This is a genomic window from Pseudomonas sp. H2_D02 (assembly GCF_054677635.1).
Genome location: NZ_CP162816.1, coordinates 1,873,052 through 1,891,822 on the forward strand (window position 1 = coordinate 1,873,052; position 18,771 = coordinate 1,891,822).

19 protein-coding genes and 2 pseudogenes are annotated in these 18,771 nt (G+C 61.3%); all 21 read left to right on the plus strand.

Annotated elements, in window-relative coordinates; translation table 11 throughout:
• Nucleotide 1 precedes the first annotated feature (1 nt).
• Entirely contained in the window at nt 2-778 is a 777-nt protein-coding gene (gene cysE / locus AB4N42_RS08630) for a serine O-acetyltransferase (RefSeq protein WP_003197992.1), read from the plus strand.
• Between the two features lie 267 nt (nt 779-1,045).
• Entirely contained in the window at nt 1,046-1,537 is a 492-nt protein-coding gene (iscR, locus tag AB4N42_RS08635; protein ID WP_030139599.1) for a Fe-S cluster assembly transcriptional regulator IscR, read from the plus strand.
• A 50-nt stretch (nt 1,538-1,587) separates the two neighbouring features.
• A complete protein-coding gene (locus AB4N42_RS08640) occupies nt 1,588-2,802 on the plus strand; it encodes an IscS subfamily cysteine desulfurase (protein WP_030139598.1) in 1,215 nt (404 codons plus the stop codon).
• A 43-nt stretch (nt 2,803-2,845) separates the two neighbouring features.
• Nucleotides 2,846-3,232: a Fe-S cluster assembly scaffold IscU gene (gene iscU, locus AB4N42_RS08645; RefSeq protein ID WP_003185157.1), complete on the plus strand. Its 387-nt coding sequence runs from the start codon at nt 2,846-2,848 to the stop codon at nt 3,230-3,232.
• Nucleotides 3,233-3,256: 24 nt separating this feature from the next.
• Nucleotides 3,257-3,580, plus strand: a complete 324-nt coding sequence (gene iscA / locus AB4N42_RS08650) for an iron-sulfur cluster assembly protein IscA (protein WP_030139597.1) — start codon at nt 3,257-3,259, stop codon at nt 3,578-3,580.
• 8 nt (nt 3,581-3,588) lie between these two features.
• The gene (gene hscB / locus AB4N42_RS08655; RefSeq protein WP_030139596.1) at nt 3,589-4,110 is read left to right on the plus strand and encodes a co-chaperone HscB; all 522 of its coding nucleotides are present in this window, start codon (nt 3,589-3,591) and stop codon (nt 4,108-4,110) included.
• Between the two features lie 50 nt (nt 4,111-4,160).
• A complete protein-coding gene (hscA, locus tag AB4N42_RS08660; RefSeq protein ID WP_030139595.1) occupies nt 4,161-6,023 on the plus strand; it encodes a Fe-S protein assembly chaperone HscA in 1,863 nt (620 codons plus the stop codon).
• A 3-nt stretch (nt 6,024-6,026) separates the two neighbouring features.
• Entirely contained in the window at nt 6,027-6,368 is a 342-nt protein-coding gene (fdx, locus tag AB4N42_RS08665) for an ISC system 2Fe-2S type ferredoxin (RefSeq protein WP_030139594.1), read from the plus strand.
• 13 nt (nt 6,369-6,381) lie between these two features.
• Nucleotides 6,382-6,582, plus strand: a complete 201-nt coding sequence (gene iscX / locus AB4N42_RS08670; RefSeq protein WP_030139593.1) for a Fe-S cluster assembly protein IscX — start codon at nt 6,382-6,384, stop codon at nt 6,580-6,582.
• Nucleotides 6,583-6,670: 88 nt separating this feature from the next.
• A complete protein-coding gene (gene ndk, locus AB4N42_RS08675; protein ID WP_030139592.1) occupies nt 6,671-7,096 on the plus strand; it encodes a nucleoside-diphosphate kinase in 426 nt (141 codons plus the stop codon).
• A 28-nt stretch (nt 7,097-7,124) separates the two neighbouring features.
• Nucleotides 7,125-8,273 carry a dual-specificity RNA methyltransferase RlmN gene (gene rlmN, locus AB4N42_RS08680; protein ID WP_030139591.1) on the plus strand — a complete coding sequence of 383 codons (1,149 nt, stop codon included), beginning with the start codon at nt 7,125-7,127 and terminating at the stop codon, nt 8,271-8,273.
• Between the two features lie 12 nt (nt 8,274-8,285).
• Nucleotides 8,286-9,044: a type IV pilus biogenesis/stability protein PilW gene (gene pilW / locus AB4N42_RS08685; protein WP_030139590.1), complete on the plus strand. Its 759-nt coding sequence runs from the start codon at nt 8,286-8,288 to the stop codon at nt 9,042-9,044.
• Nucleotides 9,044-10,099 carry a RodZ domain-containing protein gene (locus tag AB4N42_RS08690; RefSeq protein WP_460116101.1) on the plus strand — a complete coding sequence of 352 codons (1,056 nt, stop codon included), beginning with the start codon at nt 9,044-9,046 and terminating at the stop codon, nt 10,097-10,099. Before pilW ends, AB4N42_RS08690 begins: the two co-directional genes overlap by 1 nt.
• 3 nt (nt 10,100-10,102) lie before the next feature.
• A pseudogene (gene ispG / locus AB4N42_RS08695) lies at nt 10,103-11,213 on the plus strand (flavodoxin-dependent (E)-4-hydroxy-3-methylbut-2-enyl-diphosphate synthase).
• A 22-nt stretch (nt 11,214-11,235) separates the two neighbouring features.
• Nucleotides 11,236-12,526, plus strand: a pseudogene (gene hisS / locus AB4N42_RS08700) (histidine--tRNA ligase).
• A 40-nt stretch (nt 12,527-12,566) separates the two neighbouring features.
• Entirely contained in the window at nt 12,567-13,208 is a 642-nt protein-coding gene (locus tag AB4N42_RS08705; protein ID WP_030139587.1) for a tetratricopeptide repeat protein, read from the plus strand.
• Complete coding sequence (gene bamB / locus AB4N42_RS08710; RefSeq protein WP_030139586.1) at nt 13,201-14,352, plus strand: outer membrane protein assembly factor BamB; 1,152 nt, start codon at nt 13,201-13,203, stop codon at nt 14,350-14,352. Before AB4N42_RS08705 ends, bamB begins: the two co-directional genes overlap by 8 nt.
• Nucleotides 14,353-14,551: 199 nt before the next feature.
• On the plus strand, nt 14,552-16,024 hold the full coding sequence (gene der / locus AB4N42_RS08715; protein ID WP_030139585.1) for a ribosome biogenesis GTPase Der: 1,473 nt from the start codon (nt 14,552-14,554) through the stop codon (nt 16,022-16,024).
• A gap of 280 nt (nt 16,025-16,304) precedes the next feature.
• Nucleotides 16,305-17,453, plus strand: coding sequence for a pyridoxal phosphate-dependent aminotransferase (locus tag AB4N42_RS08720; protein WP_460116102.1), 1,149 nt, complete (start codon nt 16,305-16,307; stop codon nt 17,451-17,453).
• A complete protein-coding gene (locus AB4N42_RS08725; protein ID WP_431144565.1) occupies nt 17,441-18,235 on the plus strand; it encodes an amidohydrolase in 795 nt (264 codons plus the stop codon). Before AB4N42_RS08720 ends, AB4N42_RS08725 begins: the two co-directional genes overlap by 13 nt.
• Before the next feature lie 63 nt (nt 18,236-18,298).
• Nucleotides 18,299-18,718 carry a hypothetical protein gene (locus AB4N42_RS08730; protein WP_460116103.1) on the plus strand — a complete coding sequence of 140 codons (420 nt, stop codon included), beginning with the start codon at nt 18,299-18,301 and terminating at the stop codon, nt 18,716-18,718.
• Nucleotides 18,719-18,771 lie beyond the last annotated feature (53 nt).

The window sequence follows — 18,771 nt, forward strand, 5'->3', positions numbered from 1 at the left end:
AATGTTCGAACGTTTGCGTGAAGATATCCAGAGCGTCTTTCATCGTGACCCGGCGGCGCGCAATGCCTTTGAAGTGTTGACCTGCTACCCGGGGATGCACGCCATCTGGATCCATCGCCTGTCCGGCGCCCTGTGGAACATGGGCTGGAAATGGCTGGCGCGGCTGGTCTCGAACTTCGGGCGCTGGCTGACCGGGATCGAGATCCACCCGGGCGCCAAGGTCGGTCGCCGGTTCTTCATCGACCACGGCATGGGCATCGTCATTGGCGAGACCGCCGAAATCGGCGACGACGTGACGCTTTATCAAGGCGTGACCCTCGGCGGCACCAGTTGGAACAAAGGCAAGCGTCACCCGACGCTGGAAGACGGCGTTGTCGTGGGGGCTGGCGCCAAGGTGCTCGGGCCGTTCACGGTCGGGGCCGGGGCGAAAGTCGGCTCCAATGCGGTGGTGACCAAGGCCGTGCCGCCCGGCGCCACTGTGGTGGGCATTCCAGGGCGGATCATCGTCAAGTCCGATGACGAGCAGGACGCCCGTCGCAAGGCCATGGCCGAAAAGATCGGCTTCGACGCCTACGGTGTTGGCGAAGACATGCCCGACCCGGTGGCTCGCGCCATCAACCAGTTGCTCGACCACCTGCAAGCAGTGGACGGGCGCCTGGAAGGGATGTGCGGCGCCCTGAAGGACCTGGGCAGTAATTACTGTGCCAAGGACCTGCCTGAACTGCGCGAGGAAGACTTTGCGTGTGTGAAGGACAAGGATGAGACCCAGGCCAGTTGAAACCCTGCTGGCCTCATCGCGAGCAAGCTCGCTCCCACATGGAATTTGCGTCGTACATGAATTATGTGCTCGCCAGAGAGCCCTGTGGGAGCGAGCTTGCTCGCGATGAACGATAACGCGGTATCGCTGGTCGTTAGCCGCCTACCTTTGCTATCATTCGCGCGCTCTTTTGCGGGTAAACCTGAGTAAAGCACTAGGTCTTATACTTGACTTAAATACTCGGGAATTGCATACTCGCCCCCATTCCGAACTCCGTGGTAATTGTCCATGCGACTGACTACAAAAGGCCGATACGCCGTGACCGCAATGCTCGATCTGGCATTGCATGCGCAGCACGGGCCGGTGTCCCTCGCCGATATCTCCGAGCGCCAGGGCATTTCCCTGTCCTACCTCGAACAACTGTTCGCCAAGCTGCGCCGCAGCAACCTGGTCTCCAGTGTTCGCGGCCCCGGCGGCGGCTACCAGCTGTCGCGCGAGATGCAAGGCATCCAGGTCGCCCAGGTGATCGATGCCGTGAACGAATCGGTCGATGCGACCAAATGCCAGGGGCTGGGCGATTGCCATGGCGGCGATACTTGCCTGACCCATCATCTGTGGTGCGACTTGAGCCTGCAGATTCACGAATTTCTGAGTGGTATCAGCTTGGCCGACCTTGTGACTCGCCGTGAGGTGCAAGAAGTAGCCCAGCGTCAGGACCAGCGCCGTTGCAATGGCAAGGCGCCGCACCTGGACAAGATCGAAGCGTCCGCCGTCGAATGACCGCCGCAGAGCACGCGGAACGCCAGCCAGCCTGATTTAGGAGAGAGTCCATGAAATTGCCGATTTACCTTGATTACTCTGCGACCACCCCGGTTGATCCGCGTGTCGCGCAAAAGATGAGTGAATGCCTGCTGGTCGACGGAAACTTCGGTAACCCGGCGTCCCGCTCCCACGTCTTCGGCTGGAAGGCCGAGGAATCGGTGGAAAACGCCCGTCGCCAAGTCGCCGACCTGGTCAACGCCGACCCGCGTGAAATCGTCTGGACCTCCGGTGCCACCGAGTCCGACAACCTGGCAATCAAGGGTGTCGCGCATTTCTACCACACCAAGGGCAAGCACCTGATCACCTCGAAGATCGAGCACAAGGCTGTCCTGGACACCACGCGCCAACTGGAGCGTGAAGGCTTCGAAGTCACCTACATCGAGCCCGGTGAAGATGGCCTGATCACCCCGGCCATGGTCGAAGCCGCCCTGCGCGACGACACCATCCTGGTTTCGATCATGCACGTGAACAACGAAATCGGCACCGTCAACGACATCGCCGCCATCGGCGAGCTGACCCGCTCCAAGGGCGTCCTGTTCCACGTCGACGCGGCGCAGTCCACTGGCAAGGTCGACATCGACCTGTCCAAGCTGAAAGTCGACCTGATGTCGTTCTCCGCCCACAAGACCTACGGTCCTAAAGGCATCGGCGCCCTGTACGTCAGCCGCAAGCCGCGTGTTCGCCTCGAAGCGACCATGCACGGCGGCGGTCACGAGCGTGGCATGCGTTCCGGTACCCTGGCGACCCACCAGATCGTCGGCATGGGCGAAGCCTTCCGCGTCGCCAAGGAAGACATGGCGGCCGAGAACGTGCGCATCAAGGCCTTGAGCGACCGTTTCTTCAAGCAGGTCGAGCACCTCGAAGAGCTGTACGTCAACGGCAGCATGACCGCCCGCGTCCCGCACAACCTGAACCTGAGCTTCAACTACGTTGAAGGCGAGTCGCTGATCATGGCACTCAAGGATCTGGCCGTGTCGTCCGGTTCGGCGTGCACCTCGGCGTCGCTTGAGCCTTCGTACGTACTGCGCGCCCTGGGCCGCAACGACGAACTGGCCCACAGTTCCATCCGCTTCACCTTCGGCCGCTTCACCACCGAAGAAGAAATCGATTATGCCGCGCAGAAAGTCTGCGAGGCCGTGACCAAGCTGCGCGCTCTGTCGCCGCTGTGGGACATGTACAAAGACGGCGTCGACATTTCGAAAATCGAATGGGCGGCGCACTGAGAAGTCGCCACCAGAGCGGCTCCACTGATGAGGATTGAAGCAAATGGCATATAGCGAAAAGGTCATCGACCACTACGAGAACCCGCGCAACGTCGGCAAGATGGACGCGCAGGATCCTGACGTCGGCACCGGCATGGTCGGCGCCCCGGCGTGCGGCGACGTGATGCGCCTGCAGATCAAGGTCAACGAGCAAGGCATCATCGAAGACGCCAAGTTCAAGACCTACGGCTGCGGTTCCGCCATCGCGTCCAGCTCCCTGGCCACCGAGTGGATGAAAGGCAAGACCCTCGACGAAGCCGAAACCATCAAGAACACCCAGCTGGCCGAAGAGCTGGCCTTGCCGCCAGTGAAAATCCACTGCTCGGTACTCGCTGAAGACGCCATCAAGGCCGCCGTTCGCGACTACAAGCAGAAGAAAGGCTTGATCTGATCCGCGTTACGGTAAGGAGTTTCCATGGCTATCCAGATGACAGAAGCGGCAGCTAAGCATGTGCAGCGTTCTCTTGCAGGGCGCGGCAAGGGCGAGGGTATCCGCCTGGGTGTTCGCACCACGGGCTGTTCCGGCCTCGCCTATGTACTGGAATTCGTCGACGAAGTCGGTGAAGACGACCAGGTGTTCGAAAGTCATGGTCAGAAAGTGATCATTGACCCGAAGAGCCTGACGTACCTGGACGGCACCGAGCTGGATTTCGTCAAGGAAGGGTTGAACGAAGGCTTCAAGTTCAACAATCCCAACGTGCGCGGTGAATGTGGCTGCGGCGAAAGCTTCAACATCTGAGGCTGCTCGTGGGTACTCCTTGTCATTTTGCGTTGTTCCAGTTGCAGCCTGCTTTCCAGCTGGACCTCGATCAGTTGTCCGCGCGTTATCTGGAACTGGCCCGTGGTGTCCACCCCGATCGCTTTGCCGATGCCTCCGAGGCGGAGCAGCGGCGGGCGCTCGAGCAGTCGGCGAATCTCAACGAGGCTTACCAGACGCTCAAGAACCCGGCCAAGCGCGCGCGTTACCTGCTCGCCATCAGCGGTCATGAGCTGCCCCTGGAAGTCACGGTCCACGATCCCGAGTTCCTGTTGCAGCAGATGCAATGGCGCGAGGAGCTTGAAGACCTGCAGGACAGCGCCGACCTGGCCGGTGTCGCGGTTTTCAAGCGCCGCCTGAAAGATGCCCAGCACACACTGAACGAAAGCTTCGCAGCCTGCTGGAACGATGCCGCGCAACGCGAACAGGCCGAACGCCTGATGCGGCGCATGCAGTTCCTCGACAAGCTCACCCACGAAGTGCGCCAACTAGAAGAGCGCCTCGACGATTAACCCAGTGCCGCTCCGGTCGCACGCCTGATTACAGATAAGTCCTGATTACGATGGCCCTACTGCAGATCGCCGAACCCGGCCAAAGTCCACAACCGCACCAGCGTCGCCTGGCTGTCGGGATCGACTTGGGTACCACCAATTCCCTGGTCGCTGCCTTGCGCAGCGGTCTTTCCGAACCGCTGGCCGACGAGCAGGGACGGGTGATCCTGCCGTCCGCCGTGCGTTATCACGCCGACCGCGTTGAAGTGGGCGAGTCGGCCAAGCTGGCCGCCGCCACCGATCCCCTGAATACCATTGTCTCGGTCAAGCGCTTGATGGGTCGTGGTCTGTCCGACGTCAAGCAACTGGGCGATCAATTGCCGTACCGCTTCGTCGGTGGCGAATCCCATATGCCGTTCATCGAAACCGTCCAAGGCCCGAAAAGCCCGGTAGAGGTTTCCGCTGACATCCTGAAAGTCCTGCGCCAACGTGCCGAAGCGGCGTTGGGCGGTGAACTGGTGGGGGCGGTGATCACGGTGCCGGCCTATTTCGACGACGCTCAGCGCCAAGCCACCAAGGACGCCGCCAAGCTCGCCGGCCTGAACGTGCTGCGCTTGCTCAACGAGCCGACTGCAGCGGCCGTTGCCTACGGCCTCGATCAGCACGCCGAAGGCCTTGTCGCGATCTACGACCTGGGCGGCGGTACGTTCGATATTTCGATCCTGCGCCTGACTGGTGGTGTTTTCGAAGTCCTGGCAACCGGTGGCGACAGTGCCCTGGGCGGCGATGACTTCGACCATGCCATCGCGGGCTGGATCATCGAGCAAGCGGGCCTCTCCGCCGACCTCGACCCGGGTGCGCAACGCCACCTGCTGCAAACTGCCTGCGCCGCCAAGGAAGCCTTGACCGACGCCAACACGGTTGAAGTCGTTTATGGCGAGTGGAAAGCCGCGCTGACCCGCGAAGCCTTCGATGCCCTGATCGAACCCATGGTTGCCCGCAGCCTCAAGGCCTGCCGCCGTGCCGTGCGCGATTCCGGCGTAGAGCTCGAAGACGTCAAGGCCGTGGTCATGGTCGGTGGTTCGACCCGCGTGCCTCGGGTTCGCGAAGCCGTTGCCGAAGCCTTCGGCCGTCAGCCGCTGACCGAAATTGACCCGGATCAGGTGGTCGCCATCGGCGCCGCGATCCAGGCCGATACCCTGGCCGGCAACAAGCGCGACGGCGGCGAACTGCTGTTGCTCGACGTGATCCCATTGTCCCTGGGGTTGGAAACCATGGGCGGCCTGATGGAGAAGGTGATCCCGCGCAACACCACCATCCCGGTTGCCCGTGCCCAGGACTTCACCACTTATAAAGACGGCCAGTCGGCCATGATGATCCACGTGCTGCAAGGTGAGCGTGAGCTGATCAGCGACTGCCGTTCCCTGGCCCGCTTCGAATTGCGCGGCATCCCGGCCATGGTCGCCGGTGCGGCGAAGATCCGGGTGACCTTCCAGGTCGATGCCGACGGTCTGCTCAACGTTTCCGCTCGCGAACTGGGTTCGGGCGTGGAAGCGAGCATCCAGGTCAAGCCTTCCTATGGCCTGACCGACGGTGAAATCGCCAAGATGCTCAAGGATTCCTTCCAGCACGCCAGCGACGACAAGGTCGCCCGTGTGCTGCGCGAGCAGCAGGTTGACGGCCAGCGCCTGGTCGAAGCCGTGCAGGCCGCTCTCGAAGCCGATGGCGAGCGCCTGCTCGACGCCGAAGAGCGCATGGTCATCGAAATGCAGATGCAAGAACTCTCCGAATTGATCAAGGGCACCGATGGTTATGCCATCGAGCAGCAGACCAAGCGTCTGTCGCAGGTCACCGATGCCTTTGCTGCCCGCCGCCTGGACTCGACGGTGAAAGCCGCCCTGGCGGGGCGCAACCTGAATGAAATCGAGGAATAACTGATGCCGCAGGTGATTTTTCTGCCCCACGAGAAGTTCTGTCCGGAGGGCATGGTCGTGGAGGCTGAGCCCGGAATTTCGATTCTCGAGCTGGCCCATGAGCACCATATCGAGATGGAAAGTGCCTGTGGCGGCGTCTGCGCTTGCACGACCTGCCATTGCGTCATTCGCGAAGGGTTCGACTCGCTGGAAGAAGCGGACGAACTGGAGGAAGATTTCCTCGATCGGGCCTGGGGCCTGGAAGCGCAATCGCGCCTGGGTTGCCAAGCCATCGTCGGCACCGAAGACCTGACCGTCGAGATTCCGAAATATTCGCTTAACCATGCGGCCGAAGCGCCGCACTGATGGTGATACTGTCATGAGCTATGGTTGGACTGATGTACAACGCATCGCAGAAGAACTGGCCGAAGCCAAGCCGGACGTGAACCCGGAGTCTGTGAATTTTGTCGATTTGCAGCGCTGGATCATGGAATTACCCGATTTCGACAACACCTCTGGCCGTTGTGGCGAGAAGGTCCTGGAGGCTGTCCAACAGCTCTGGATCGACGAAATCGACTGATCGACCCGGCAGGTTAGGCAATACCCCTGAACCCGCGTATAATTCGCGGGTTTAATTTTTCGCAAATTACCGTTTCTGGAGTTACACCATGGCTGTTCAACGTACTTTCTCCATCATCAAGCCTGACGCCGTTGCTAAAAACGTGATCGGCAAGATCGTTACCCGCTTCGAAGACGCTGGCCTGCGCGTTGTAGCTTCGAAAATGAAGCAACTGTCCAAAGCCGAAGCCGAAGGCTTCTACGCTGAGCACAGCGAGCGCGGTTTCTTCGGTGAGCTGGTTGCCTTCATGACTTCCGGTCCGGTTGTCGTCCAGGTGCTGGAAGGCGAAAACGCCATCGCTCGCAACCGTGAGCTGATGGGCGCTACCAACCCTAAAGAAGCTGCTCCTGGCACCATCCGTGCTGACTTCGCTGAATCCATCGACGCCAACGCCGTCCACGGTTCGGACTCCGAAGCCGCCGCTGCTCGCGAAATCGCTTACTTTTTCTCCGCTACTGAAGTAACCACTCGCTAAGCCCAGGCTTTTGAGTGAAGGTGAATCCATGACTACATCGAACGGCAAAACCAACCTGTTGGGCCTGACCCAGCCGGAAATGGAGAAATTCTTCGACTCGATCGGGGAGAAGCGTTTCCGTGCCGGCCAGGTGATGAAATGGATTCACCACTTTGGCGTCGACGACTTCGACGCCATGACGAATGTCGGCAAGGCCCTGCGCGAAAAGCTCAAGGCTGTTGCCGAGATTCGCGGCCCCGAAGTGGTCAGCCAGGACATTTCCAGCGACGGCACCCGTAAATGGGTGGTGCGCGTGGCGTCCGGCAGCTGCGTCGAGACCGTCTACATTCCCCAGGGCAAGCGCGGCACCTTGTGCGTTTCGTCCCAGGCAGGCTGTGCCCTGGATTGCAGTTTCTGCTCCACCGGCAAGCAAGGCTTCAATAGCAACCTCACCGCCGCCGAAGTGATCGGCCAGGTGTGGATTGCCAACAAATCCTTTGGCAGCGTCCCGGCAACCGTCGACCGTGCCATCACCAACGTGGTGATGATGGGCATGGGTGAGCCGCTGCTGAACTTCGACAACGTCGTCTCCGCCATGCATTTGATGATGGATGACCTGGGCTATGGCATTTCCAAGCGCCGCGTGACCCTGTCTACCTCCGGCGTGGTGCCGATGATCGATGAGCTGGCCAAGCACATCGACGTCTCCCTGGCGTTGTCGCTGCATGCACCCAATGACGCATTGCGTAACCAATTGGTGCCGATCAACAAGAAATATCCGCTTAAGATGCTGCTCGAATCCTGCCAGCGCTACATGTCGGCGTTGGGCGAGAAACGCGTGCTGACCATCGAGTACACCCTGCTCAAGGATGTGAACGACAAGGTTGAACATGCGGTCGAGATGATCGAGCTGCTCAAGAACATCCCGTGCAAGATCAACCTGATCCCGTTCAACCCGTTCCCGCATTCTGGTTACGAGCGTCCGAGCAACAACGCGATTCGTCGCTTCCAGGATCAGCTACATCACGCTGGCTTCAACGTCACCGTGCGCACGACTCGCGGCGAAGACATCGACGCCGCGTGTGGCCAATTGGTAGGACAGGTGCTGGATCGCACCCGTCGCAGCGAACGCTACATCGCCGTGCGCGAACTGAACGCCACCGACGATGCAGTGCAGAACGCTGCGAACAGTCACTAAGAGAGGAACTCTATGTCCCTGCGCTTCGCGCTCGTTTTGCTGCTGGCCGGTCTCTGTTCCGGTTGTGTCCTGTCGGGTGACTACAACCCGATGAAGACCAGCAAAGGGCGCGACGAAGCCCGCCAGGCCTACGTGCAACTGGGCATCGGCTATCTGCAGCAGGGCATGACCGAGCGGGCCAAGGTGCCCCTCAAGAAAGCTTTGGAACTGGACAGCTCCGACGCCGATGCCAATGCGGCGCTGGCGCTGGTGTTCCAGGCCGAGCTGGAATCGGAGCTGGCTGACGAGCATTTTCGCAAGGCGTTGTCGGCCCGGCCACAAGATGCCCGTATCCTGAACAACTACGGCAGTTTTCTCTACGAACAGGCCCGTTACAAGGACGCCTACGAACGTTTCGAGCAAGCGGCCGCCGATACCCTTTATCCCGAGCGTTCACGGGTTTTCGAGAACCTCGGCATGACGGCTGCCAAACTCGGCCAGCGCGACCTGGCCCGCCAGCAGCTTGAGAAGGCGCTGCGGCTCAACCGCCAACAACCGCGTGCATTGCTGGAAATGGCTGAGTTGTCTTACGAAGACAGGCATTATGTGCCCGCGCGTGACTATTACGAGCGTTTTAGCCTGCTGAGCGAACAAAATGCACGTAGTCTATTGCTCGGCGTTCGGCTGGCACATGTGTTTGAAGATCGCGACAAGGCTGCAAGTTACGGCCTGCAACTCAAAAGACTCTATCCCGGTACGCCGGAATATCAGCAATACCTGTCGGAGCAATGATGAAAGCGGCGCATCCCGAAGTTGTAGCAGCGACTCGCGTAAATCCCGGTGAGACCCTGCGTCAAGCCCGCGAAAGCAATGGTTGGTCGCTGGCCGAAGTGGCCCACAAGCTCAATCTTACCGTGACTTCCCTGAGCAATCTGGAAGCCGGCGCGTTCGACAAATTGCCAGGGCATACCTTCGCCCGGGGCTATATCCGCGCCTATGCCAAATTGCTCGACATGGACCAGACCGTGCTGGTCCAGCAGTTCGATCAATACACCGGTTCCGACGCCCAGGGCAGCAACGTGCACAGCCTGGGCCGTATCGAAGAGCCCGTGCGTGTTTCCCACACCATTCTGCGCATCGTCAGCTTGTTGCTGCTGATCGCGGTGATCGGTGGCGGTTTTGTCTGGTGGCAGGACCAGGCGTCCTTGCGTACCAAGGAACCGGTTGCGATGAACACCGAGCACGTCGAAGTCGAAGGCGCCGACGGCACCACCCAGATCCATCCGCTGGACGAGCCGGAAGACCAGGCCGTTGCCGAAGGCCAGGCTGAAGGCGAAACCGCACTGGCGTTGCCCCAGGGCCAGGATGGCGCCGAGGCCGATACCGCTGCCGGCACCGAGCCAGCCGCCCCAGCCGCGCAGGCGCCCGTTCCCACGCCTGCAGCGCCTACGGCTCCGGCCCATGCCGGCAACACTCCGGCGGCGCCTGCTCCTCCGGCCCATGCTGGCAGCACTCCGACAGCGCCTGCTACTCCTGCGCCTGCCACGCCAGCACCTGCCGTGGCGACTCCGGCGGTACCCGCTGCTCCAGCGGCCCCGGCGGCGGGTGACGGCCAGGTCCAGATCCAGTTCACCGCCGATTGCTGGACGCAGATCACCGATGGCAACGGCAAAGTCCTGTTCAGTGGCCTCAAGCGCAAGGGCGACAGCGCGTCTGTCAACGGTAAGCCACCGTTTGCCGTACGCCTGGGTTATGCCCGTGGCGCGCAGGTCAGCTACAACGGCCAGCCGGTCGACATCGCTCCGTTCACCAGTGGCGAGACCGCTCGCCTGAAGTTGGGTCAATAAGTCATGCACGGCGAATCTCCAATCAAGCGTCGCGAATCCCGGAAAATCTGGGTCGGTAACGTGCCCGTGGGCGGCGATGCGCCAATCGCTGTGCAGAGCATGACCAACAGCGACACCAATGACGTGGCCGCCACGGTCGCACAGATCAACCGCCTGGAAGCCGCTCGGCGTCGACATCGTGCGTGTCTCCGTGCCGGACATGGATGCCGCCGAGGCGTTCGGCAAGATCAAGCAACTGGTCAAGGTCCCGTTGGTGGCCGACATTCATTTCGACTACCGCATTGCCTTGCGCGTGGCCGAGCTGGGTGTCGATTGCCTGCGCATCAACCCGGGCAATATCGGTCGCGAAGACCGTGTTCGTGCCGTGGTCGATGCCGCCCGCGACCGCGGCATCCCGATCCGCATCGGCGTGAACGCCGGTTCCCTGGAAAAAGACCTGCAGAAGAAATACGGCGAACCGACCCCAGCCGCGCTGGTGGAGTCGGCCCTGCGCCATGTGGAACACCTCGAACGCCTGAATTTCCAGGACTTCAAGGTCAGCGTGAAGGCGTCCGACGTGTTCATGGCCGTCGAAGCCTACCGCCTGCTGGCCAAGGAAATTGTCCAGCCATTGCACCTGGGCATCACCGAAGCCGGTGGGTTGCGTTCGGGTACGGTGAAATCCGCCGTCGGCCTCGGTATGCTGCTCGCCGAGGGGATTGGCGATACCATCCGCATCTCGTTGGCGGCTGACCCGGTCGAGGAAGTGAAAGTCGGCTACGACATTCTCAAGTCCCTGCACCTGCGTTCCCGTGGCATCAACTTCATCGCCTGCCCGAGTTGCTCGCGGCAGAACTTCGATGTGGTCAAGACCATGAACGAACTGGAAGGGCGCCTCGAAGACCTGCTGGTGCCGCTGGATGTCGCGGTGATCGGCTGCGTGGTCAACGGGCCTGGCGAAGCCAAGGAGGCCCATATCGGCCTGACTGGCGGTACACCGAACCTGATTTACATCGACGGCAAGCCGTCGCAGAAACTGACGAATGACAATCTGGTGGATGAGCTGGAACGGCTGATTCGCCAGAAGGCGGCCGAAAAGGTCGAAGCCGACGCAGCGGTCATCGCGCGCGGTTAAGTCGCAAGATTAAGGAATACATGTGAGCAAGTCTCTGCAAGCCATTCGTGGCATGAACGACATCCTGCCCGAGCAGACGCCCCTATGGCGTTATTTCGAGGGCACCGTGGCGCGTTTGCTGGATAATTACGGTTATCGGCAGATCCGCATGCCGATCGTCGAGTTCACCGAGCTGTTCAAACGCTCCATTGGTGAAGTCACCGACATCGTCGAAAAAGAGATGTACACCTTCGACGACCGCAACGGCGATTCCCTGACCCTGCGCCCCGAAGGCACGGCGGCCTGTGTGCGTGCAGTGCTCGAGCACGGCATCACCGGCGGCGGCCAGGTGCAGAAACTCTGGTACGTCGGCCCGATGTTCCGCCACGAGCGCCCGCAGAAAGGCCGTTATCGCCAGTTCCACCAGATCGGTCTCGAGGTGTTCAACCTCGAGGGGCCGGACATCGACGCCGAGCTGATCGTCATGACCTGGCGCCTTTGGGGCGAGCTGGGGCTGCGTGATGCGGTCAAGCTCGAGCTCAACAGCCTGGGCACCAGTGAATCCCGCGGTCGCTACCGCGAAGCGTTGGTGGAGTTTCTCTCCGCGCACGTGGACAAGCTGGATGAAGACAGCCAGCGCCGCATGAAGACCAACCCGTTGCGCGTGCTCGACACCAAGAATCCGGAAACCCAGGCGATCCTGGTGGACGCGCCGAAAATGGCCGACTACCTCGACGACGAGTCCCGTGCGCACTTCGAAGGGCTGAAGGCTCGCCTCGACGCCGTGGGCATCCCCTACGTGATCAACCCGAAGTTGGTTCGCGGCCTGGACTACTACAGCAAGACCGTCTTCGAATGGGTCACCGACAAGCTCGGCGCCCAGGGCACCGTGTGCCGCATGCGGCCGTTACGACGGGCTGGTGGAGCAGATGGGCGGCAAGCCGACCCCCGGCGTGGGCTTTGCCATGGGCATCGAGCGCCTCGTATTGATGCTTGAGGCGCTGGACAAGGTGCCTGAAGAGCTGTCCCGTCAGGTCGACGTCTACCTGTGCGCCTTTGGCGAGGCTGCCGAGCTGGCCGCCCTGTCGTTGAGCGAGCGGGTTCGCGACCAGTTGCCCAACCTGCGCCTGCAGGTCAACGCCGGTGCCGGCAGCTTCAAGAGCCAATTCAAGAAGGCCGACAAGAGCGGTGCGCTGTACGCATTGATCCTCGGTGACGACGAACTGGCCCAACAAGTGGTAGGTTTCAAACCCCTGCGTGGCCAGGGCGAACAACAAAGCATTGCCTGGGATGCGCTTGCTGCACACCTGGCCACCTGCGTCGTGCAGGGTTGAAGCTGTCAAACAGCCGATTTAGCGATTAAGGAGTATTGGGGTGTCGAGTACCGAAGATGAACAGCTGGCGGATTTGAAGGACTGGTGGACGCGCAACGGCAAGCCGCTGGTCACTGGCGGCCTGTTGGCGCTGGTCATCGTGTTCGGCTGGCAGGCCTACCAGAAATACCAGAGCAACCAGTCGCAAGGCGCCTCGATGCTCTACCAGCAATTGCTGGAAACCACCCTGACCCCGGACGGCAAGCCTGACGCGGCACGCGTGGCGGACCTGGCCGGCAAGCTGAACAAAGAGTTCGGCGGTACCGCCTACGCCCAGTACGGCAGCCTGTTCGTGGCCAAGGTCGCGGTAGACAGCGGCAAGCTGGACGATGCGGCCACTGAGCTGAAAGCGATCGTCGACAAGCCGGCCAACCCGACCCTGGGCGAAGTCGCACGTCAGCGCTTGGCACAGGTGCTGGCGGCACAGAACAAGACCGAAGACGCCTTGAAGCTGCTCGACGGCGACGCCGACAAGGCGTTCCTGGCGACTCGCGAAGAACTCAAGGGCGACCTGCTGGTACAGCTGGGCCGTGCCGATGAGGCCCATGCGGCCTACCAAAAAGCCAAGGCTGCGCTGTCGGATGAAGCCGCGGTCGGTGGCCTGCAAATCAAGCTGGACGACCTGGCCAAAGGGGATGCGTGACGTGATCCGTTGGAAACATGCAGCATTGCTGGCCCTGGCCATTCTGGCCGCGGGTTGCAGCAGCAACAGCAAGAAAGAACTGCCTCCGGCCGAACTGACCGACTTCAAAGAAGAAGTCGTGCTGCAGAAGCAATGGAGCCGTTCCATCGGTGACGGCCAGGGTGAAACCTACAACATGCTGGTGCCGGCCATCGACGGCGACACCATTTATGCCGGCGATGTCACGGGCGTCGTCATGGCCATGGATCGCATGAACGGCGACGTGAAGTGGGAGAAAGATCTCGAGCTGCCTGTGTCCGGCGCCGTTGGCGTGGGTTACGGGCTGGTCATGATCGGCACGCTCAAGGGGGAGATCGTCGCCCTGGACGCGAGCAGCGGTGAAGAGAAATGGCGCGCCCGCGTGACCAGTGAAGTCCTCGCACCGCCCGCCACCAACGGCGACGTGGTCGTGGTCCAGACCCAGGATGACCGCCTGATCGGCCTGGATGCCGCCACCGGCAACCAGCGCTGGTTGTATGACAGCACTCCGGCGGTACTGACCTTGCGCGGCACCAGTGCGCCGATCGTCACCAACCGCCTCGCGGTGGCTGGTTTGTCGACTGGTAAAGTCGTCGCCCTGGACATTTCCAACGGCGTGCCGGTCTGGGAACAGCGTGTAGCGATCCCTCAAGGTCGTTCGGAGTTGGAACGTGTAGTCGACATCGACGGCGGCCTGCTGCTGTCCGGCGGTACGCTGTATGTCGCCAGCTACCAGGGTCGCGTCGCGGCGCTGGACCTGGAAAGCGGTCGTGTACTCTGGCAGCGCGATGCTTCCAGCTACGCCGGTGTCGCCCAGGGTTTTGGCAGCGTCTATGTGAGCCTGTCCTCGGGCACGGTCGAAGGCGTCGATGAACGTTCCACCACCGCGTTGTGGAGCAACGATTCCCTGGCCCGTCGTCAACTGTCGGCCCCGGAAGTGTTCTCCAGCTACGTTGCAGTGGGTGACCTGGAAGGTTACCTGCACCTGCTCAGCCAGGTGGACGGTCGTTTCGTCGGCCGTGAGCGCATCGACAGCGACGGCCTGCGTGCCCGTCCGCTGGTGGTGGGCAGCATGATTTATGTGTATGGCAACAGCGGCAAACTGGAAGCCCTGACCATCAAGTAAGACTATGCTTGGGTTAATTCCCAAGCGGCTTCATTCATGTGGGAGCGGGCTTGCTCGCGAAAGCGGTGGATCAGTTGACATCCATCTCATTGGGCCAGCGCATTCGCGAGCAAGCCCGCTCCTACAGGTTGGCCCCGAGCACCAGCCGCTGCCTCGCAGCGGCTTTTGTATTTTCTGAAATAACGAAGTGGAGAGCCGCATGGTTCCCGTAATCGCCCTGGTGGGCCGACCGAACGTCGGCAAGTCCACCTTGTTCAACCGCCTGACCAGGACTCGCGACGCCATCGTCGGCGACTTGTCCGGTCTGACCCGTGATCGCCAATACGGTGAGGCCAAGTGGCAAGGGCGTACCTATATTCTGGTCGACACCGGCGGCATCTCCGGTGATGAACACGGCATGGACGAAAAAATGGCCGAGCAGTCTCTGCTCGCCATCGAAGAAGCCGATGTGGTGCTGTTCCTGGTAGACGCCAAGGCCGGTTTTACCGCCGCCGACCAGATGATCGCCGAGCATTTGCGCAAGCGTAACAAGCGTTCCTACGTGGTCGCCAACAAGGTCGACAACATCGACCCCGACATGGCCCGCGCCGAGTTCGCGCCGTTGGGCATGGGCCAGGCGATACCGATCGCCGGTGCCCACGGACGTGGCATCACCCAGATGCTGGAAATCGCCCTGGCTGATTTCCCCAAGGATGACGAAGACGAGCCGGAAGAAGGCGAGGAAGAAATCGTTGCCGAGGGCGAGGAAGCCAAGCGCATCCCGGGCCCGAGCGAAAAAGACGGGATCAAGATCGCGATCATCGGTCGCCCGAACGTCGGCAAGTCGACCTTGGTCAACCGCATGCTCGGCGAAGACCGGGTCATCGTCTACGACCAGCCCGGCACCACCCGCGACAGCATCTACATCCCCTTCGAGCGTAACGAAGAGAAGTACACGCTGATCGACACCGCCGGTGTGCGCAAGCGCGGCAAGATCCACGAAGAAGTCGAAAAGTTCTCCGTGGTGAAAACGCTGCAGGCGATCAAGGACGCCAACGTGGTGATCTTCGTGATGGACGCCCGCGAAGGCGTGGTGGATCACGACCTGAACCTGCTGGGCTTTGCCCTGGAAGCCGGGCGTGCGCTGGTTATCGCGATCAACAAGTGGGACGGCATGACGCCGAGCGAGCGCGACTACGTGAAGGTCGAATTGCAGCGCCGGCTGTTCTTCGTCGACTTCGCCGACATCCACTTCATCTCGGCCCTGCACGGCACGGGCGTGGGCAACCTCTACGCTTCGGTGCAGAACTCGTTCAAGTCGGCGGTCACCCGCTGGCCGACCAACCGCCTCACCCAGATCCTCGAAGACGCCGTTGGCGAGCACGCGCCACCGATGGTCAACAATCGTCGGATCAAGCTGCGCTACGCCCACTTGGGTGGCGCCAACCCGCCGATCATTGTGATCCACGGCAACCAGATCGAGAAAGTGCCCAAGTCGTACGTTCGCTATCTGGAGAACACTTATCGTCGCGTCCTGAAGTTGGTCGGCACCCCGATCCGCATCGAGTTCAAGGGCGGCGAGAACCCGTACGAAGGCAACAAGAACACGCTCACCGACCGCCAGGTCAACAAGAAGCGCCGCTTGATGTCGCACCACAAGAAGGCCGACAAGAAGCGTCGCGACAAGCGCTGATTGTCGATGCAGCGCGCCGAACCCTGTGGCGAGGGGATTTATCCCCGCTGGGCTGCGAAGCAGCCCCAAGACAGGCAACTCAATACGCCTGATATACCGAGTTGTTGGGTTCTAGGGCTGCTGCGCAACCCAGCGGGGATAAATCCCCTCGCCACAGGTTCCGCGACGAGATGCATTGAAGAGGGTGCCCACGGGCACCCTTTTTCATGCCCGGCGATTGGGCTATCCTCGACCTCTCCCGCGCCGCACCAGAGCCGGGTGCAGACCCAGGGAACCCTCGATGATCACCAGCAAGTTGCCGAACGTCGGCATCACGATTTTCACCCAGATGTCCCAGCTCGCCGCACAGACCGGCGCGCTGAACCTGTCCCAGGGGTTTCCCGATTTCGATGGCCCGCAAGCCCTGCGCGATGCGGTCGGCCGGCACATTGCCCAAGGCCACAACCAATATTCGCCCATGACCGGCCTGCCGGCGCTGCGCCAGCAGATCGCGGCGAAGATCGCCCGCAGCTATGGCGCCAGCGTCGATGCCGATCAGGAAGTCACCGTGACCCCAGGCGCGACCCAGGCGATTTTCTGCGCTATTGCGGCGGTGGTTAACAGTGGCGACGAAGTCATCGTCTTCGACCCAGCCTACGACAGCTACGAGCCTTCCGTGCAACTGGCCGGCGGGCGTTGCGTGCATGTGCCACTGGGCCTGGACGATTTCGCCATCGATTTCCAGAAGCTCGGCGAAGCCCTGAGCCCGCGCACGCGCATGATCATCCTCAACACGCCGCACAACCCCAGCGGAGCGTTGATCAGCCGCGCCGAGCTGGACCAATTGGCGGCCTTGATCCGTGATCGTGACATCTACCTGATCAGCGACGAAGTCTACGAGCACTTGGTATTCGACGGCGTGCCTCATGTCAGCGTACTTGCCCATGAGGAACTGTATCGTCGCGCCTTCGTGGTCAGTTCGTTCGGCAAGACCTACCACGTCACGGGCTGGAAAACCGGCTACGTCGTCGCGCCTGCCGCCCTGACGGCGGAGCTGCGCAAAGTGCATCAGTACGTCAGCTTCTGCGGCGTGACGCCATTGCAGTATGCGTTGGCCGACTACATGGCCGAGCACCCCGAACACGTCGATGAACTGCCAGGCTTCTATCAGGCCAAGCGCGACCTGTTCTGCGATCTGCTGGCACCGTCGCGGTTCAGCTTCAAGCGCGTCGCCGGCACTTACTTCCAACTGGTCGATTACTCGCAGATCCGCCCAGACCTCAATGACGTCGACATGGCGCTGTGGATGACCCGTGAACACGGCGTGGCGACCATCCCGATTTCGGTCTTCTACCAGAACCCGCCGCAGGGCCAGCGCCTGGTGCGCTTATGCTTTGCCAAGCGCGAGGAGACGCTGCGTGAAGCGGCGGAAAAACTATGCGTGATCTGAGTGCCTTGCCCAACCTGAACATTGCCTTGATCCAGACCACCTTGGCTTGGCACGACCGCCGGGCCAACCTGGAGCATTTCGACGCGTTGCTTGAGCAGGCGCGCGGGGCGGACTTGATCATCCTGCCGGAAATGTTCACCACCGGTTTTTCCATGGAATCCGAGACCCTGGCGGAGCCTGAAAACGGACCCGCCAGCAAGTGGCTCAAGGACCAGGCGGCGAGACTGGATGCGGTAATCACCGGCAGCGTGATCGTCCAGGCCGCCGATGGCAGCCATCGCAATCGCTTGCTGTGGGCGCGGCCGGACGGCGAAGTGCTGCATTACGACAAGCGCCATCTGTTCCGCATGGCGGGCGAGCATAACCACTACACACCGGGCGACCAGCAGGTGCTGTTCGAGCTCAAGGGCTGGCGGATTCGCCCGTTGATCTGCTACGACCTGCGCTTCCCTGCATGGAGTCGCGACGCCGAGGACACTGACCTGTTGCTGTATACCGCCAACTGGCCGGGCGCCCGGCGCCATCACTGGAACCGGCTTCTGCCGGCGCGGGCCATCGAAAACCTGTGCTACGTAGCGGCGGTTAACCGGATCGGCACTGACGGCAAGGGCTTCGCCTATACCGGCGACAGCCAGGTGCTGGACTTCCAGGGCGAAACCCTGCTCAGCGCTGGCGAAGCCGACGGAGTGTTCACCGTGTGCCTGAGCGCGGCGGACCTGGCAGCTTATCGCACGCGGTTTCCGGCCAACCTGGACGCCGACCGTTTCGAGTTTATTTATTGAAACGATTCAGCCTCAAGAAGCGCTGTTGCGTGCCGATAACCGGTCAGCCAAGGAGGAGTCTCTATGACCAGTATCAGCGCAACGACCGTAAACCCTTATCCGCTGTCAGCTCCAAAAGTCTCCATTCGCGGGGCTGAGGAAGAGAAGGCGGTCAGTCCGGTGACACCGACTGACAGCAACGAAGAAAAAGACAAGGCACTGAAAGTCGACACCAGCGGTGCGAACATCGCCGGTGCAGGCGGCAGCAGCGGCGCCAGCGACGTCATCGAGCAGTTGAAGAAGCAGATCGAGCGGACCGAGAAGCTGCTGGCCGAACAGCAAGCCCAGTTGGCCCGCGTGCAGAAAAGCCAGGCCGATCAGGAGCAGAAATCCCAGGAAGCCATGGCGATCCAGACCCAGATCATGGCAACCCAGGCGACCTTGCAGACCCTGCAGGCTGCGCTGTTGCAGGCGATGACTGTTTCGATCGATACCCATGCCTGACATTTTGGTCGTCTGAAAGGGCCCCTTCGCGAGCAAGCCCGCTCCCACAGGAG

Coding starts and splice junctions, on each gene's coding strand:
- cysE (WP_003197992.1), top strand. CDS start 2: ATGTTCGAACGTTTGCGTGAAGATATCCAGAGCGTCTTTCATCGTGAC.
- iscR (WP_030139599.1), top strand. CDS start 1,046: ATGCGACTGACTACAAAAGGCCGATACGCCGTGACCGCAATGCTCGAT.
- AB4N42_RS08640 (WP_030139598.1), top strand. CDS start 1,588: ATGAAATTGCCGATTTACCTTGATTACTCTGCGACCACCCCGGTTGAT.
- iscU (WP_003185157.1), top strand. CDS start 2,846: ATGGCATATAGCGAAAAGGTCATCGACCACTACGAGAACCCGCGCAAC.
- iscA (WP_030139597.1), top strand. CDS start 3,257: ATGGCTATCCAGATGACAGAAGCGGCAGCTAAGCATGTGCAGCGTTCT.
- hscA (WP_030139595.1), top strand. CDS start 4,161: ATGGCCCTACTGCAGATCGCCGAACCCGGCCAAAGTCCACAACCGCAC.
- fdx (WP_030139594.1), top strand. CDS start 6,027: ATGCCGCAGGTGATTTTTCTGCCCCACGAGAAGTTCTGTCCGGAGGGC.
- iscX (WP_030139593.1), top strand. CDS start 6,382: ATGAGCTATGGTTGGACTGATGTACAACGCATCGCAGAAGAACTGGCC.
- ndk (WP_030139592.1), top strand. CDS start 6,671: ATGGCTGTTCAACGTACTTTCTCCATCATCAAGCCTGACGCCGTTGCT.
- rlmN (WP_030139591.1), top strand. CDS start 7,125: ATGACTACATCGAACGGCAAAACCAACCTGTTGGGCCTGACCCAGCCG.
- pilW (WP_030139590.1), top strand. CDS start 8,286: ATGTCCCTGCGCTTCGCGCTCGTTTTGCTGCTGGCCGGTCTCTGTTCC.
- AB4N42_RS08690 (WP_460116101.1), top strand. CDS start 9,044: ATGAAAGCGGCGCATCCCGAAGTTGTAGCAGCGACTCGCGTAAATCCC.
- bamB (WP_030139586.1), top strand. CDS start 13,201: ATGCGTGACGTGATCCGTTGGAAACATGCAGCATTGCTGGCCCTGGCC.
- der (WP_030139585.1), top strand. CDS start 14,552: ATGGTTCCCGTAATCGCCCTGGTGGGCCGACCGAACGTCGGCAAGTCC.
- AB4N42_RS08720 (WP_460116102.1), top strand. CDS start 16,305: ATGATCACCAGCAAGTTGCCGAACGTCGGCATCACGATTTTCACCCAG.
- AB4N42_RS08725 (WP_431144565.1), top strand. CDS start 17,441: ATGCGTGATCTGAGTGCCTTGCCCAACCTGAACATTGCCTTGATCCAG.
- AB4N42_RS08730 (WP_460116103.1), top strand. CDS start 18,299: ATGACCAGTATCAGCGCAACGACCGTAAACCCTTATCCGCTGTCAGCT.